Consider the following 17,191-nt stretch of genomic DNA (forward strand, 5'->3'; position numbering starts at 1 on the left):
CGCTCTAGCAGACAACCCCGTCGCTGTCGAGATATGGCGCTCGTGGTCCTTTGCGTATACTGCGCAGATGTTTTCCCCAACGGCTTTGCGTCCGCGGTACGCCAAATGGCTGATCGCAACCGGACTCTTCCTGGTGCTCGGTGGCTGTGTTGATAAACCCAACACGCTTGAGCGCGTTAAGGAGGATGGCGTGCTGCGGGTGGTTACCCGAAACAGCCCCGCCACCTACTTTCAGGATCGCAACGGTGAAACCGGCTTCGAATACGAGCTGGTGAAGCGCTTCGCCGACGATCTGGGGGTCGAACTGAAGATCGAAACCGCAGATAACCTGGACGACCTGTTCAACCAGGTCGGCAAGCCCAACGGCCCGGTGCTGGCGGCTGCCGGGCTGGTCAGCAGCGAAGCACGCAAGAAGCAGGTGCGGTTTTCCCACTCTTACCTGGAAGTCACCCCGCAGATCATCTATCGCAACGGCCAGTCGCGGCCGACCGATGCGAAAGATCTGGTGGGCAAGAAGATCATGGTGCTCAAGGGCAGCACTCACGCCGGGCAACTGGCAGCGCTGAAACAGACATTTCCTGGCATCGAATACGAAGAGTCCGACGCGGTCGAGGTGGTTGACCTGCTGCGAATGGTGGATGAGGGCCAGATTGACCTGACCCTGGTCGACTCCAACGAAGTGGCGATGAACCAGGTCTATTTCCCGAACGTGCGCGTGGCTTTCGACCTCGGCGATGCGAGCAATCAAAGCTGGGCCGTGGCCCCCGGCGATGACAACAGCCTGCTCAACCAGATCAACGACTACCTTGACAAGGTGAAGAAAAACGGCACCCTTCAGCGCCTGAAAGACCGTTACTACGGCCACGTCGATATGCTCGGCTACGTCGGCGCCACCACGTTCGCACAGCATCTGCAACAACGGCTGCCCAAGTACGAACAGCACTTCAAGAACTACGCGAAGAAAGAAAAAGTCGATTGGCGCCTGTTGGCCGCAGTGGGTTATCAGGAATCGCTGTGGCAGGCAGCGGTGACGTCGAAAACCGGCGTGCGCGGCCTGATGATGCTGACCCAGAACACCGCGCAGGCCATGGGCGTGTCCAATCGTCTGGACCCCAAACAAAGCATCATGGGCGGCGCCAAGTACCTGGCTTACATGAAAGATCAGCTCGATTCGTCGATTCAGGAACCGGATCGTACGTGGTTTGCGCTGGCAGCCTACAACGTCGGCAGCGGCCATCTGGATGACGCGCGCAAATTGGCGGCGAAAGAAGGGCTGAACCCGGACAAATGGCTGGACGTGAAGAAGATACTGCCGCGGCTGTCCGAGAAAAAATGGTACAGCAAGACCCGATACGGTTACGCCCGGGGCGGCGAGCCTGTGCATTTCGTCGCGAACATCCGCCGTTACTACGACATCCTGACGTGGGTCACGCAACCGCAGCTTGAGGGCGATCAAGTCGCCGAGGGCAACTTGCACGTGCCGGGGATCGACAAGTCCAAGCCAAATCAGGAAACCCCGCAGCTCTGACATCCGGCACAAAAACAAATGTCGGAGCGAGCTCGCTCGCGATAGCGGTATCCACTCAACATTTTCGTTGAATGTTGCGACGCCATCGCGAGCACGCTCGCTCCCACAAGGTTGTGAAGTGGGTCTTTAAGCTTTTGCAGCAGCCAGAATCAACGCTTTCATCTCCGACACCGCTGATTTGAACCCGACAAACAGCGCATGCGCGACCAGCGCATGGCCGATGTTCAGCTCGTTGATGCCCTTGATCGCGGCGACCGCCTCAACGTTGTGATAGTGCAAGCCGTGGCCGGCATTGACGATCAAACCTTGCGCCAGGCCGAACGCCACGCCATCGGCGACACGCTTGAGTTCTTCGGCGACGTCCGTCGGTGTTTCGGCGTCAGCATAACGGCCGGTGTGCAATTCGATGGCAGGCGCCCCTACGCGATGCGACGCCTCGATCTGACGCTCGTCCGCATCAATGAACAGCGATACTTCGCAGCCGATCTTTGCCAGTCGTTCCACCGCCGCCTTGATCCGAGCTTCCTGCCCCGCCACGTCCAGGCCGCCTTCGGTGGTCAGTTCCTGGCGGGTTTCCGGCACCAGGCAAATGTGCGCCGGGCGGATGCGCTCGGCAAACGCCATCATTTCTTCGGTGACGCCCATCTCGAAGTTCATGCGGGTCTGCAGCACGTCATTGAGCAGCAGCACATCGCGCTCCTGAATGTGCCGACGGTCTTCTCGCAGGTGCACGGTGATGCCGTCAGCGCCCGCCTCCTCCGCGTCCAGTGCCGCTTTGACCGGATCGGGATAACGCGTGCCCCGGGCCTGCCGCAGAGTAGCAACGTGGTCGATATTCACGCCGAGAAGAATGCGATTGCTGGTGGTCACGGAAGCGCTCCTGAAGAGGGGAAAGTTCGGTGCACAGCATACACAAGGAATTTACGGCTTTCGAAACAACTCGCGGGAAACCAGCGGACGACCGCCCAAATGAACAGCCAGCGCCTGGCGCATGAGTCGTTTCGCTGCAGACAGTGCGCCAGGCGCCGCCCAGTCAGCCTCGGCCATGGCCAGCAGTTCGGTGCCGTTGAACAGCCCGGGTTGCAGCAGATAGACCTGCTCCAGACCGGCGTCCACCTGCAAACGGTACAGCCCGTCGGGCGCGATCGGCTCGCCGTGGATGTCGGTGGTCAGCGCAAAGCCGTAGCCCAGATCGTCCAGCAGCCGCCATTCGAATGAACGCAACAGCGGTTCCAGCGCACGACCTTCGGCAAGCGCAAGTAGCGTCGCCGCATAGTGATCGAACACGCCGGGGTGCGGATCTTCCGCAGGCAACAGGCGAATCAGCAGTTCGTTGAGGTAGAGGCCGCTGAACAGCGCCTCTCCATTGAGCCAGGTTGAAACGCCGGCGGCCTCCATGCGGCCGACGTTTTTCAGCTCGCCGCGGCCGCGAAACTCGACTTCCAGCGGCACGAACGGACGGGCCAATGTACCCGCCTTGCCCCGCGCACTGCGCAACACCGCTCGCAGCCGACCTTGTGGCGTGAGGAAGTCCACCAGTGCGCTGGTTTCACGGTAGGCGCGGGAGTGGAGGACGTAGGCGGGTTGTGCGATCGGCTGGGACATGAGTTCTCAATGAAGAAACGCGATCTTGTAAACACCAGAAACCAATGTGGGAGCGAGCCTGTTCGCGATTGCGGTCTGCCAGTCAACAATGATGTTGAATTTCAGGCCCTCATCGCGAGCAGGCTCGCTCCCACAGGGGTTCATCGGTGTAGCAGAAATCCGGGTTTTACAGGTCGCCATAACCCAACGAGCGTAAAGCGCGCTCGTCATCGGACCAGCCGCCCTTCACCTTGACCCACAGGTTGAGCATGATCTTGGAGTCGAACAGCAGCTCCATGTCTTTGCGCGCCTCGGTCCCGATGCGCTTGATGCGCTCGCCCTTGTCGCCAATGATGATCTTCTTCTGGCCGTCACGTTCGACGAGAATCAAGGCGTGGATGTGCAAGGTTTTGCCCTGCTGTTTGAACTCTTCGATTTCCACGGTGATCTGGTACGGCAGCTCGGCGCCCATCTGGCGCATGATTTTCTCGCGCACCAATTCCGCGGCGAGGAAACGGCTACTGCGGTCGGTGATCTGATCTTCCGGGAAGAAGTGATCGTTCTCCGGCAAATAACCGGCGATCACCCGCTCCAACGCTTCGAGGTTGTGCCCGTGCTGGGCAGAGATCGGCATGATCTGCGCATTCGGCAGCTGCTCTTGCAGCCAGGACAGGTGCGGCATCAGCTCGGCCTTGTCTTCGATGCGGTCAGTCTTGTTCAGCGCCACGATCAGCGGGCCGGTCACGTACTGGACGCGCTCGAGGACCATCTGGTCTTCGTCGGTCCACTTGGTACGGTCAACCACAAAGATCACCACATCGACGTCTTTCAACGCCGCCGAAGCGGTCTTGTTCATGTAGCGGTTGAGGGCTTTCTCGCCACCCTTGTGCATGCCCGGGGTATCGACATAGATCGCCTGGACATCGCCTTCGGTCTTGATGCCGAGCATGTTGTGGCGAGTGGTCTGCGGCTTGCGCGAAGTGATTGCCAGCTTCTGGCCGAGGATGTGATTGAGCAACGTGGACTTGCCCACGTTCGGACGGCCGACGATGGCAACATAGCCACAGCGTGTTGCGTTTGTATCAGTCATTGCCATTCTCCACACCCAGGGCAATCAGTGCTGCGGCGGCCGCTACCTGTTCGGCAATACGACGACTCACACCCTGACCTCGGCTTTTTTCATTCAGTAAGGTGATTTCACATTCGACGAAAAACGTCCGGCAATGCGGCTCACCCTGGATATCCACCACTTCGTAACGCGGCAGTTCGCAACCACGGGACTGCAGGTATTCCTGCAGACGGGTTTTTGGATCTTTGTTGGTATCGACCAGCGTCAGGCCTTCAAACTCGCCAGCCAGCCAGGCCAGCACGCGCTCGCGGGCGACGTCCATGCCGGCGTCCAGGTAGATGGCGCCGATCAGCGCTTCAAGGGCATCGGCCAGAATCGATTCGCGACGGAAACCGCCACTTTTCAATTCGCCGGACCCCAGACGCAAGTACTCGCCCAGATCAAAACCGCGGGCCAGTACGGCCAGGGTTTCACCTTTGACCAACCTGGCGCGCAAACGTGACAGCTGACCTTCGCGGGCCAGCGGGAAGCGGTCGAACAGCGCCTCGCCGGCAACAAAGTTGAGGATGGCATCACCGAGGAATTCGAGGCGCTCGTTGTTGCGCCCGGCAAAACTGCGGTGAGTCAGGGCCAGGACCATCAGTTCCTGATCTTTGAAAGTGTAGCCGAGCTGACGCTCCAGGCGGCTCAAGGAAACGCTCACGGTTTACCCACGCTGAGTTCGTGGCTGGATTCCACCGTCATGGGCAACAGACGGCGCAGACTTGGGACAAATAACGCTGTGTTCAAAAATACGTCCTGACTATCAGTGTTTTCATGCATTCGGGGGCCACTCGAAGAGGCTCCAGAAATGCATTCGGCGCTGTGTTCAACAGCGCCGTTGTGATTACTTGATCAGGCCAACCCGCGAGAAATTCGGCAGGTGACTGAGTTTGGGTTCCGGCCAGCTCATCCAGACCGCGAAGGCCTTGCCGACGATATTCTTGTCGGGAACCATGCCCAGCAGATCCTTGGGAATGTTCGGATCATCCCAGTAGCGACTGTCGTTAGAGTTGTCACGGTTATCGCCCATCATGAAATAGTGCCCGGCGGGCACGGTCCATGAACGATCCGGCGGAGCGCGGAAACGACTCATTTCCTTGCGGATCTGGTGCTCAGCAGCGCCCAGTTTCTCTTTGTAGAGTTCGGCGCTGCCCAGCGTACCCGGCTCGGAACCGACCCGTTGCTCGGCCACCGATTCACCGTTGACGAACAGACGCTTGTCGGCGGTGTAACGGATCTGGTCACCCGGCAGGCCAACAACACGCTTGATGTAGTTGACGCTCGGATCGCTCGGGAAGCGGAATACCATCACGTCGCCGCGCTGCGGATCACCGACTTCGATGATTTTCTTGTCGAGCACCGGCAAGCGGATCCCGTAAGAAAACTTGTTCACCAGAATGAAATCGCCAACATCCAGGGTGGGTTTCATCGAGCCCGATGGGATCTGGAACGGCTCCACCAGGAAAGAACGCAGTACGAGCACAATGAACAGCACCGGAAAAAACGACTTGCCGTATTCAACCAGCAGCGGCTCTTTGTTCAGTTTCTCGACCACCACCCCGTCAGGCTGACTGACGCTGCCTTGATAGGAGGCAATGGCGGCACGCCGACGTGGCGCCAGAAAAACCAGATCGAGCAACGCCAACAAGCCGCAGACGAAAACAGCGATGACCAGCAACAGCGGGAAATTTAGCGACATAGGACCTAACTATCCAACCTGAGCACTGCAAGGAAGGCTTCCTGTGGAATTTCCACATTGCCAACCTGCTTCATGCGTTTTTTACCGGCCTTCTGCTTTTCCAACAGCTTGCGCTTGCGGCTGACGTCACCGCCGTAGCATTTGGCCAATACGTTCTTTCTGAGTGCCTTGACGGAGGTTCGCGCAATGATCTGCCCGCCAATGGCGGCCTGGATCGCAACGTCGAACATCTGACGCGGAATCAGCTCTTTCATCTTCTCGGTCAACTGGCGACCTTTGTAGTGCGCGTTATCCTTGTGCACGATCAGCGCCAGGGCGTCGACCTTGTCACCGTTGATCAGCACATCCAGTTTCACCAGATTAGCCGACTGATAACGATCGAAATGGTAATCCAGCGAAGCATAGCCACGGCTGGTGGATTTGAGACGATCGAAGAAGTCCAGGACCACTTCGTTCATCGGCAAATCGTAAGTCACCTGGACCTGAGTACCGAGAAACAGCATGTCGTGCTGCACGCCACGCTTTTCGATGCACAGGGTGATGACGTTACCCAGGTGTTCTTGCGGCACAAGGATATTGGCCCGCACGATCGGTTCACGCATGTCCTCGATCGAGGACAGGTCTGGCAGCTTCGACGGGTTGTCGACGTAAATCGTTTCACCGGTTTTCAGCAGGAGTTCGAAAATCACCGTCGGCGCCGTGGTGATCAGGTCCAGGTCGTACTCGCGCTCGAGACGCTCCTGGATGATCTCCATGTGCAGCATGCCGAGGAATCCGCAACGAAAGCCGAAGCCCAGCGCGTCGGAACTTTCCGGGGTGTACTGCAGGGACGAATCGTTGAGCGTGAGCTTCTGCAAGGCTTCACGGAAATCTTCGAAATCGTCGGAGCTGACCGGGAACAGGCCGGCGTAGACCTGCGGTTGTATGCGTTTGAAGCCGGGCAACACGTCGACGTCCGGCGTGGAGCTCAGGGTCAGGGTGTCACCGACCGGCGCACCGTGAATGTCCTTGATACCGGCGATGATGAAGCCTACTTCACCGGCCTTGAGGTCAGTGGTGGCGGTGTGTTTCGGGTTGAACACGCCGACGCTGTCCACGAGATGGATCTTGCCGGTGGACTTGACCAGAATCTTGTCGCCCTTCTTTACGCGACCGTGGCGCACGCGAACCAGCGAGACAACGCCCAGGTAATTGTCGAACCAGGAATCGATGATCAACGCTTGCAGCGGATCTTCGTAGTTGCCGGTCGGCGCGGGAATGGTGTGCACCAGACGCTCGAGCACTTCGTCAACGCCCAGGCCGGTTTTGGCACTGCACTCGACCGCATCAGTGGCATCGATACCGATGATTTTTTCGATTTCTTCTTTGACGCGATCCGGATCGGCCTGCGGCAGGTCGATCTTGTTCAGGACCGGCATCACTTCCAGGCCCTGCTCGATTGCCGTGTAGCAGTTGGCAACCGACTGCGCTTCGACGCCCTGGCCGGCATCGACCACCAGCAATGCGCCTTCACAGGCCGCCAATGACCGGCTGACTTCATAGGTGAAGTCAACGTGGCCCGGGGTGTCAATGAAGTTCAGCTGATACTTGATGCCATCGCGTGCGGTGTAATACAGAGTGACGCTGTGGGCCTTGATGGTGATCCCGCGTTCACGCTCCAGGTCCATGGAGTCCAGGACCTGGGCTTCCATTTCACGCTCGGCCAGGCCGCCGCACATCTGGATGAAACGATCGGCCAGCGTCGACTTGCCATGGTCAATGTGGGCGATGATGGAGAAATTGCGGATATGACTCAAATCACTCACGTATCAACACTCAAAAAGGCTGCAGGCATAGCCCGCCGAAAAATAGCCGGGAATTGTACCTGATCCTCGGCGCAAGCGTCACGTTCACAGGTCAGACGGCAGTTACAAAAACGCCCCGGCTCGTGCGACCAGGGCGATTTTTCGAGACCGGCCAGCCCGGGAAATACCCGGTATCAACCCGCCCGGCGCAACAACCAGAGCCCGGCCACAGCACAAACACTTGCCGGAACCAGCACCGCGAACAGCGGCGAGAAACCGAACACCAGACTCGAGGGCCCCAGCAGATCCTGGACGATACGGAAGGTAAAACCCACCAGCACACCGGTAAAAACGCGCTGACCCAGCGTTACCGAGCGCAACGGACCGAAGATGAAGGAGATGGCCATCAGCACCAGTGCGGCGGTCACCAGCGGTTGCAACACCTTGACCCAAAACGCCAGCCAGTAACGACCATTCGCCAGGCCCTGATCGGCCAGGTAATGGATATAACCCCACAAACCGGTAATCGACAGCGAATCAGGCGACATCACCACAGTGCTGAGCAGTTGCGGGCTGAGGGCCACGTCCCAGCGCTCGACCGGAGCGTTCACTACCTCGGTGCTTTTCTCGTGAAAAATCGTGGTTGCGACCTCGGTCAACTGCCAGTGATCCTTGTCGAATTCCGCGCGTTTGGCAAAGCTCGACGACAGCATGTGGCGTTGATCGTCGAAACGGTAACGCGTCACGCCATACAGCACACCGTTGGGCTGCACCGAGTTGACGTGAATGAACTCCTCACCTTGACGATGCCACAGGCCATGCCGGGCGCTTTGCGCATCGCCGCTGCCCTGAGCGAGTGAACGGTTGGCCTGAGCGGCGCTTTCGGTTGCCGGCGCCACGTACTCGCCAATCAACAGACCCGCAACCATCAGCACCAGCATGGGCTTCATGACCGCCCAGACAATACGGCCGACCGAAACCCCCGCCGCCCGCATGATGGTCAGTTCGCTGTGACTGGCCAGGGTGCCGAGGCCAATCAGGCAGCCGATCAGCGCCGCCATCGGCAACATGTCGTAGAGCCGGCGCGGTGCAGTCAACAGGACGTAACTCAAGACATCCAGCAAGGTGTAGGTATCGCTGACGTCGCCCATCTCGTCGATGAAGGCAAACAGGGTGGCCAGACCAAGAATAATCCCCAGTACAGCAAGGATCGCAATAAAGACGGTGCTGCCGATGTAGCGATCGAGTTTAACCACGAGTCACCTCCAGCGCACTGCGGCGACTCGCCATTTTCAGGCGTAACGGCTCCCAATAGAGCAAACCCAGACCTATCGCCAGGAAGATGCCATGCACCCACCACAAGCCCAGCGCTGGCGGGATTTTGCCCTTTTCGAGGGCGCCGCGAGCGGCAATCAGAATGCTCAGGTAAGCCATATAAAGAAGAATCGCCGGCAGCAACTTGAGGAAGCGGCCCTGACGCGGATTGACCCGCGACAGCGGCACCGCCATCAAGGTCACGATGAACACCAGCAACGGCAGAGAAAGACGCCATTGCAGCTCGGTGCGGGAACGGATGTCGTCACTGCCGAACAGCGAGCGGGTGGTCATCGCATCACGATCGGTGACTTCGTCACTGACGTCGGGTTTGGGCAGTAGAACGCCATACTCCTGATACTTGATCGCGCGGTAGTCGGCCTGCCCCGGATTACCGTCATAGCGATAGCCATTGTCGAGAATCAGATAGCGATTGCCGTCCGGACGGATTTCCTGCCGCCCCTTCTCGGCCACCAGCACGGAAATCCCGCGGTCTTTCTTGTCGGAAGAGATGTTCTTCTGCGAAATGAAAACGCCGCCGAGATTGATGCGGTCGTCCGATAGCGTTTCGGTGTAAGTCACCCGGGTGCCATCGCGCAGTGCCTGAAAGCGACCCGGCTCGAGGGTATCGAACTCGGTCAGGGCATCCTGCTTGTTCAGCAACAGCTGAAACTGGTTGGCCCCTTGCGGCGCCAGGCTGAGGCTCAGCCACGCCACCACCAACGCGACCAGGGTCGCTGGAAACAGGGTCATGGCGAACAGGCGCTGCTGGCTCATGCCCGTGGCCGACAACACGGTCATTTCGCTTTCCAGGTACAAGCGGCCGTACGCCAGCAGGATCCCCAGAAACAGGCCGAGCGGCAGAATCAACTGCAGAAAGCCCGGCAGGCGAAAGCCCATGATCAGGAACAGCGACCCCGGATCCAGCAGGCCTGCCGCCGCCTGGGCGAGGTATTTGATGAAGCGTCCGCTCATGATGATGACCAGCAGCACGGCACTGACGGCGCTCAGGGTCAACAGGACTTCGCGGGATAGGTAACGGAAGACGATCAAACCAGACACTCCAGGGTTGTCAGGCTAAGGCGGCCAAACAAGCAAACGTATCAGGCAGCCCGCAAGCCAGGGCCGCCGAAAAAAAGTTGGCGCATTATCCTGTGATTGGGTCCGCCTGTCACTGCGCACAGTTGCGCAGGCGGTCAATGGGTCGAAGATCGTACAAACCGAGGGTTGTCAGGCGCCGGTAGCGAGGTTCAAACTGCGGCCTTTGTCGCAGGCCGTGTCCTGCGTCTTTTCTGTTTATAAGCAAGTTCAGATACTTGCGTATCGACCATTAATTCAGGGACCCGGACATGGAACTGGTTGTAAAAAGCGTTAGCCCAGAAACGTTGAAGACCGCCACGCTGGTCGTCGCCGTTGGCGAAGGCCGCAAACTCGGCGCCGTTGCCAGACAACTCGACGATTTGAGCGGCGGCGCGATCAGCTCTGTGCTCAAGCGCGGCGACCTGGCGGGCAAAGTCGGCCAGAGCCTGATGTTGCACAACCTGCCGAATCTCAAGGCCGAGCGCGTCTTGCTGGTTGGCATCGGCAAGGACGAAGAACTGACCGACCGCCCGTTCCGCAAAATCGTCGCCGGCCTCCTCGGCACCCTCAAAGGTCTGGGCGGCAGCGACGCCGTACTGGCGCTGGACGAAGTGGTGGTCAAGGGGCGCGACAGTTACGGCAAAACCCGTTTGCTGGCCGAAACCCTGGTCGATGGACAATACACATTCGATCAATTCAAGAGCCAGAAAGCCGAGCCCCGCGCGCTGAAGAAAATCACCCTGGTGACCATCAAGGCAGCCCAGGCCGAAGTAGAGCGCGCCGTGGCCCACGCCACCGCGATTGCCAATGGCATGGCGTTCACCCGCGACCTGGGCAACCTGCCGCCGAACATCTGCCACCCGACGTTCCTCGGCGAACAGGCGAAGAACCTCGGCAAGGAATTCAAAAGCCTGAAAGTCGAAGTGCTCGACGAGAAGAAGATCAAGGACCTTGGCATGGGCTCGTTCTATGCCGTCGGCCAGGGCAGCGCCCAGCCGCCGCGCCTGATCGTCATGCAATACAACGGCGGCAAGAAATCCGAGAAGCCGTATGCGCTGGTCGGCAAAGGCATCACGTTCGACACCGGCGGCATCAGCCTGAAACCGGGCGCCGGCATGGACGAAATGAAGTACGACATGGGCGGCGCCGCGAGCGTCTTCGGCACCCTGCGCGCCGTGCTCGAACTGAAACTGCCGATCAACCTGGTGTGCATCCTCGCCTGCGCCGAGAACATGCCGAGTGGCAACGCTTCGCGCCCGGGCGACATCGTCACCACCATGAGCGGCCAGACCGTGGAAATCCTCAACACCGACGCCGAAGGCCGTCTGGTGCTGTGCGATGCACTGACCTACTCCGAACGTTTCAAGCCGCAAGCGGTGATCGACATAGCCACTCTGACCGGCGCTTGCGTCGTGGCACTGGGCGCACACACCTCCGGTTTGCTGGGCAACAACGACGAGCTGATCGGTCAACTGCTGAGCGCCGGCCAGGTGGCCGACGACCGCGCGTGGCAACTGCCATTGTTCGATGAGTACCAGGAACAGCTGGACAGTCCGTTTGCCGACATTGCCAACATCGGCGGGCCGAAAGCCGGGACCATCACTGCCGCATGCTTCCTTTCGCGCTTCACCAAGAACCTCAACTGGGCGCACCTGGACATCGCTGGCACTGCATGGACCAGCGGCGGCAAGGACAAAGGCGCAACCGGCCGCCCCGTCCCCCTGTTGACCCAATACTTGCTGGATCGCGCCAAAGCCTGATCATCGCTCGCTGCCCACTGCAGGAGCGAGCTTGCTCGCAAAAAACTCAAGATCGGCGCGGTTAACCTGGTTTCCCGCGTCATCGTTGACGACCTTCGCGAGCAAGCTCGCTCCAACAGATTCCGCACAAGCTGTATAACCGTTCCGGATTCCAGCAACCGCCATGACCCAAGTCGACTTTTATATCCTGCCCAGCGCCGATCCCTCGGCGCGGCTGGATTTTGCCTGCAAACTCACCGAAAAAGCCTGGCGCATGGGCCATCGCATTTACCTGCATTGCAGCGATGCTGCCCAGCGCGACGATCTCGACGCGCGCCTGTGGGCGTTCAAGGGCGAAAGCTTCGTACCGCACGGTCCCGCTGAAAGCGAGCCGGACAGCTTGATCGTACTGGGCCTGGGTGATGATTGCGGTCAGCATCAGGATTTACTGATCAACCTTGACCTGAAAGTTCCGGTCTTCGCTCAACGCTTCGCCCGTGTGGCTGAGATGGTGGTGGAAGAACCGGCGATTCGCACGGCCGCGCGGGAGAGTTTCCGCTTCTACCGCGAACAGGGCTATTCTCTGCAAGATCACCGTTTACAGCGACTCTGAGCATTTCGATGGACACTCCAAAACCGCTGCAAAAACCTGCGCACCTGCTGGACGACCTCGAGTCGATCCGCCAATTGCTGGGCGATGACAACCTGCAACCGCCGCTGCTGACCGATACGGTCGAAGAGGATGACCAGGAACAGATCCCCATGTTGTTCGACTCGGTCAGCGCTTCCCAGCCTGCCGTCGAATCCTCTGCGCCGGCCGCCGCCGCCAAACCGGCAGCTGCCGCGAGCAAGAATCCCGACGACCTGCTGCACCTGGACAGCGAACTGCGCGCCGCTGCGCAATTGATCATGCAGGACGTGATCGACGATTTTGCGCCGCATATCGAAACTGAAATCAAACGTCGCCTCAGCGCGCGGCTGGAAAGGTTGCTGAGCCAGTACAACGACTGAACCGCCTGGCGCGCGGCATTGTGGCGAGGGGGCTTGCCCACAGATAAACCCCCTCGCCACAAAAACCAAATTTCACAATTCGCTTCGTGCTCCATCCCCGCCCGCTCGCCCTATCCCCCGTGCCCCGCTATACTCGTCGGCTTTTCCTGAATTAATGCCAATAGGGTCCCGCCGCGCATGGATAAGACCTACCAGCCGCACGCCATTGAAACTTCCTGGTACAACACCTGGGAGTCCGCGAATTACTTCGCCCCGCAAGGCGCGGGCGAGTCCTACACCATCATGATTCCGCCGCCGAACGTCACCGGCAGCCTGCACATGGGTCACGGTTTCAACAACGCGATCATGGACGCCCTGATCCGTTTCCGCCGCATGCAGGGTCGCAACACCCTTTGGCAACCGGGCACCGACCACGCCGGTATCGCCACGCAAATGCTGGTGGAGCGTCAACTTGAAGCCCAGGGCCAGAATCGCCATGATCTGGGCCGCGAGAAATTCCTCGAGAAAGTCTGGGAATGGAAGGATCAGTCCGGTGGCAACATCAGCCGTCAGATCCGCCGCCTCGGCTCGTCCGTTGACTGGAGCCGCGAGCGCTTCACCATGGACGACGGCCTCTCGGAAGCGGTCAAGGAAGCCTTTGTGCGTCTGCACGAAGACGGCCTGATCTATCGCGGCAAGCGGCTGGTCAACTGGGACACCAAGTTGCACACCGCGATTTCCGACCTCGAAGTGGAAAACCACGACGAGAAAGGTTTCCTGTGGAACCTGAAATATCCGCTGGCTGATGGTGTGAAAACCGCTGAAGGCAAGGATTACCTGATCGTCGCGACCACTCGCCCGGAAACCATGCTCGGCGACGCCGCCGTCGCCGTGAACCCGAACGATGAGCGTTACAAAGCCCTGATTGGCCAGTTTGTCGAGTTGCCCTTGGTGGGCCGCCGCATCCCGATCATCGCCGACGATTACTGCGACCCCGAATTCGGCACCGGATGCGTGAAGATCACCCCGGCACACGACTTTAACGATTACGAAGTCGGCAAGCGCCACAATTTGCCGCTGCTGAACATCTTCGACAAGAACGCTACGGTACTGCCGGCCTGCCAGGTATTCAACCTCGACGGCACGCTGAACGAAAACATCGACGGCATGATTCCGGCTGAATACGCCGGCCTTGACCGTTTCGAAGCGCGCAAGCAGATCGTGGCCGCGTTCGACGCCGCCGGACTGCTGGTCAGCGTCGACGATCACAACCTGAAAGTGCCAAAAGGCGACCGCTCCGGCACCGTCATCGAACCTTGGCTGACCGATCAGTGGTACGTGTCGACCAAACCTTTGGCCGAGCCTGCAATCGCTGCCGTTGAAGATGGCCGCATTCAATTCGTGCCCAAGCAATACGAAAACATGTACTTCTCGTGGATGCGCGACATCCAGGATTGGTGCATCAGCCGTCAGCTGTGGTGGGGCCACCGGATTCCGGCCTGGTACGATGAGTCCGGCAAGGTCTATGTCGGCCGCGACGAAGCCGAAGTCCGTGCCAAGCACAACCTCGGCCCGGACGTTGCGCTGCAACAGGACAACGACGTACTCGACACCTGGTTCAGTTCGGGCCTGTGGACGTTCTCCACACTGGGCTGGCCTGAGCAGACCGAATTCCTCAAGAAATTCCACTCCACCGACGTGCTGGTCACCGGTTTCGACATCATTTTCTTCTGGGTTGCCCGGATGATCATGATGACCATGCACTTGATGAAGAACGAAGACGGCACGCCGCAAGTCCCGTTCAAAACGGTGTATGTACACGGACTGGTCCGGGACGGCCAGGGCCAGAAGATGTCCAAGTCCAAGGGCAACGTCCTTGACCCGCTGGACATCATTGACGGTATCGAGCTGGAAGCGCTGGTGCAGAAGCGTACGTCGGGCCTGATGCAGCCGAAACTGGCGAAAAAGATCGAGAAGCAGACCCGCGACGAGTTCGCCGAGGGCATCGCCAGCTACGGCACCGACGCCCTGCGCTTCACGTTCTGCTCGCTGGCGTCCACCGGTCGTGACATCAAGTTCGACATGGGCCGCGTCGAAGGCTATCGCAACTTCTGCAACAAGATCTGGAACGCCGCGCGTTATGTTCTGGACAAGGGCGAAGACTGCGGCCAGAACGGCGAAGCGTACGAGCTGTCGCTGGCGGATCGCTGGATCATTTCCCAACTGCAACGCACCGAAGCCGAAGTGACCCGTCAACTGGATCAGTTCCGTTTCGACCTGGCGGCGCAGGCCTTGTACGAGTTCATCTGGAACCAGTATTGCGACTGGTACCTGGAACTCTCCAAGCCTGTGCTGTGGGACGAAAATGCCCCGGTTGAACGTCAGCGCGGCACCCGTCGCACGCTGGTTCGCGTGCTGGAAGTCGCGCTGCGTCTGGCGCATCCGTTCATGCCGTTCATCACCGAAGAAATCTGGCAGCGCATCGCGCCGTTGGCCGGTATCGAAGGCAAGACCATCATGCTGCAGCCTTGGCCGGTGGCCAATGAAGCACGCATAGATCCGGCAGCCGAAAGTGACATCGAATGGCTGAAGGAACTGATGCTGGGCACGCGCAACATTCGTGGCGAAATGAACATCGGTCCGGGCAAGCCGCTGAACCTGTTCCTGAAAAACGTCAGTGCCGAAGACCAGCGTCGCCTCACCGAAAACGAGGCGCTGTTGAAGAAACTCGCGCGGCTCGAATCCATCACTGTATTGGCGACCGGCGAAGAAGCACCGCTGTCGGCCACTGCTCTGGTCGGCGAGATGGAAGTGCTGGTGCCGATGGCCGGCCTGATCGACAAGGACGCCGAACTGGCGCGTCTGGACAAGGAAATGCTGCGCCTGCAGGGCGAAGTTCAGCGCGTGGGCGGCAAGTTGTCCAACGCCGGTTTCGTCGACAAGGCCCCGGCCGAAGTCATCGAGAAAGAACGCGCCAAACTGGCCGAAGCCGAACAGGCTTTGGGCAAGCTGGCGGAGCAACATGCGCGGATTGCCAGTTTGTAACGGCACATCGCAATGAAAAAGGGAGGCCAGCGATGGCCTCCCTTTTTTGTGCCTGTGTCCCTTTATCTCGGACTCCACAAATCCCTTGTGGGAGCGAGCCTGCTCGCAATGATGTGTCAGCTTGAAGCCGACTGACCCACCATCGCGAGCAGGCTCGCTCCCACAGGGAAAACAAGGCCGATCGCACAATGGGGTTCACAACGCTTGAATGTGGGACAATGCCCGCCACTTTCAGCCATACCCGAATCGACAACGCCCATGAACGCCCCCCGCACTCCCAAACCTGCGCGTAAAAAGCCTGCCTCCGCGCCCCCGGCCAATGCCGTCGAGCCGCGCGAGAAGGCCAGCCTGCACCCGCGCAATCGCCATCAGGGTCGCTACGACTTCCCGGCGCTGATCAAAACCACGCCGGAACTGGCGAAGTTCGTGATCATCAACCCGTACGGCAAGGAAAGCATCGACTTCGCCAGCCCGGATGCGGTGCGCGTGTTCAATCGGGCATTGCTCAAATCGTTTTACGGCATTGCCCATTGGGACATTCCCGCGGACTACCTCTGCCCACCGGTGCCGGGCCGTGCCGATTACGTGCACTTTCTGGCGGACCTGCTGGCCAGCGTCAACGATGGCGAAATCCCGCGCGGTGCGCCGGTCAAGGTGCTCGACATCGGCATGGGTGCCAACTGCGTCTATCCATTGATCGGCTACAGCGATTACCGATGGCACTTCCTCGGTTCGGAAATCGATCCGACTGCCGTCGCCGCTGCCAAAGCCATCGTGCAATCCAACGGGCTGAACAAAGCCATCCAGCTGCGCCAGCAAAGCAATCCCAAGCACATCCTGCTGGGCCTGCTGGAGCCGGGCGAGCGCTTTGACCTGACCATGTGCAACCCGCCGTTCCACGCTTCGATGGACGAGGCCACCAAGGGTAGCGAGCGCAAATGGCGCGCCCTCGGTCGCGCCGACCCCAAGCGCAAACTGCCGGTGCTGAATTTTGGCGGACAATCCGCTGAGCTGTGGTGTGAAGGCGGCGAAGCACGCTTCGTGACTCAACTGATCGCCGAGAGCGCGCACTTCCAGCACAAGGTGTTGTGGTTCAGCACGCTGGTGTCCAAAGCCTCCAATCTGCCGGCGATCGAGATCGCTTTGAAAAAGGCCGGAGTGCTGGAAAGTCAGGTCGTGGAAATGTCCCAGGGCCAGAAGAAAAGCCGATTTGTTGCGTGGACCTTCCAGACCAAATCCGAGCAGCAGGTCTGGCGCGAGCGTTGGGCCCGCAAGAGCTGATTAACGCTGACGAAGATCAACTGTGGGAGCGAGCTT

General features: G+C 59.4%; 14 protein-coding genes. 6 read left to right on the forward strand and 8 right to left on the reverse strand.

Features of this window, described 5'->3' with window-relative positions:
- Positions 1-67 precede the first annotated feature (67 nt).
- Positions 68-1,528: a membrane-bound lytic murein transglycosylase MltF gene (gene mltF / locus ACYZT1_RS20170; RefSeq protein ID WP_462016399.1), complete on the forward strand. Its 1,461-nt coding sequence runs from the start codon at positions 68-70 to the stop codon at positions 1,526-1,528.
- 126 nt (positions 1,529-1,654) lie between these two features.
- On the opposite strand, the gene pdxJ is transcribed toward mltF, so the two are convergent.
- The 8 genes from pdxJ to lptF form a co-directional block, all read right to left on the reverse strand.
- The gene (gene pdxJ / locus ACYZT1_RS20175; RefSeq protein WP_462016400.1) at positions 1,655-2,398 is read right to left on the reverse strand and encodes a pyridoxine 5'-phosphate synthase; all 744 of its coding nucleotides are present in this window, start codon (positions 2,396-2,398) and stop codon (positions 1,655-1,657) included.
- A 51-nt stretch (positions 2,399-2,449) separates the two neighbouring features.
- The gene (gene recO, locus ACYZT1_RS20180) at positions 2,450-3,133 is read right to left on the reverse strand and encodes a DNA repair protein RecO (RefSeq protein ID WP_028623896.1); all 684 of its coding nucleotides are present in this window, start codon (positions 3,131-3,133) and stop codon (positions 2,450-2,452) included.
- A gap of 166 nt (positions 3,134-3,299) precedes the next feature.
- Complete coding sequence (gene era / locus ACYZT1_RS20185) at positions 3,300-4,202, reverse strand: GTPase Era (protein WP_462016401.1); 903 nt, start codon at positions 4,200-4,202, stop codon at positions 3,300-3,302.
- A complete protein-coding gene (gene rnc, locus ACYZT1_RS20190) occupies positions 4,195-4,884 on the reverse strand; it encodes a ribonuclease III (RefSeq protein ID WP_462016402.1) in 690 nt (229 codons plus the stop codon). Before rnc ends, era begins: the two co-directional genes overlap by 8 nt.
- Before the next feature lie 183 nt (positions 4,885-5,067).
- Positions 5,068-5,922, reverse strand: coding sequence for a signal peptidase I (gene lepB / locus ACYZT1_RS20195; RefSeq protein WP_462016403.1), 855 nt, complete (start codon positions 5,920-5,922; stop codon positions 5,068-5,070).
- Positions 5,923-5,927: 5 nt separating this feature from the next.
- On the reverse strand, positions 5,928-7,727 hold the full coding sequence (gene lepA / locus ACYZT1_RS20200) for a translation elongation factor 4 (protein WP_028624229.1): 1,800 nt from the start codon (positions 7,725-7,727) through the stop codon (positions 5,928-5,930).
- Between the two features lie 173 nt (positions 7,728-7,900).
- The gene (gene lptG, locus ACYZT1_RS20205; protein ID WP_462016404.1) at positions 7,901-8,962 is read right to left on the reverse strand and encodes an LPS export ABC transporter permease LptG; all 1,062 of its coding nucleotides are present in this window, start codon (positions 8,960-8,962) and stop codon (positions 7,901-7,903) included.
- On the reverse strand, positions 8,955-10,073 hold the full coding sequence (gene lptF, locus ACYZT1_RS20210; RefSeq protein WP_462016405.1) for an LPS export ABC transporter permease LptF: 1,119 nt from the start codon (positions 10,071-10,073) through the stop codon (positions 8,955-8,957). The genes lptG and lptF overlap by 8 nt, the downstream gene beginning before the upstream one ends.
- Before the next feature lie 296 nt (positions 10,074-10,369).
- On the opposite strand from lptF, the gene ACYZT1_RS20215 reads away from it, so the two are divergent.
- From ACYZT1_RS20215 to rlmF, 5 genes are all read left to right on the forward strand, one after another.
- Positions 10,370-11,860 (forward strand): leucyl aminopeptidase, encoded by a 1,491-nt coding sequence (locus tag ACYZT1_RS20215; RefSeq protein WP_462016406.1) that lies wholly within the window; start codon positions 10,370-10,372, stop codon positions 11,858-11,860.
- 163 nt (positions 11,861-12,023) lie between these two features.
- Entirely contained in the window at positions 12,024-12,452 is a 429-nt protein-coding gene (locus ACYZT1_RS20220) for a DNA polymerase III subunit chi (protein WP_462016407.1), read from the forward strand.
- A gap of 8 nt (positions 12,453-12,460) precedes the next feature.
- Positions 12,461-12,850 (forward strand): DNA polymerase III subunit chi, encoded by a 390-nt coding sequence (locus tag ACYZT1_RS20225; RefSeq protein ID WP_462016408.1) that lies wholly within the window; start codon positions 12,461-12,463, stop codon positions 12,848-12,850.
- 177 nt (positions 12,851-13,027) lie between these two features.
- Positions 13,028-15,874, forward strand: coding sequence for a valine--tRNA ligase (locus ACYZT1_RS20230; RefSeq protein ID WP_462016409.1), 2,847 nt, complete (start codon positions 13,028-13,030; stop codon positions 15,872-15,874).
- A gap of 258 nt (positions 15,875-16,132) precedes the next feature.
- Positions 16,133-17,155, forward strand: a complete 1,023-nt coding sequence (rlmF, locus tag ACYZT1_RS20235) for a 23S rRNA (adenine(1618)-N(6))-methyltransferase RlmF (RefSeq protein WP_462016410.1) — start codon at positions 16,133-16,135, stop codon at positions 17,153-17,155.
- The last annotated feature ends 36 nt before the right edge of the window (positions 17,156-17,191 follow it).

It is taken from the genome of Pseudomonas sp. PB3P13 (genome assembly GCF_054897735.1).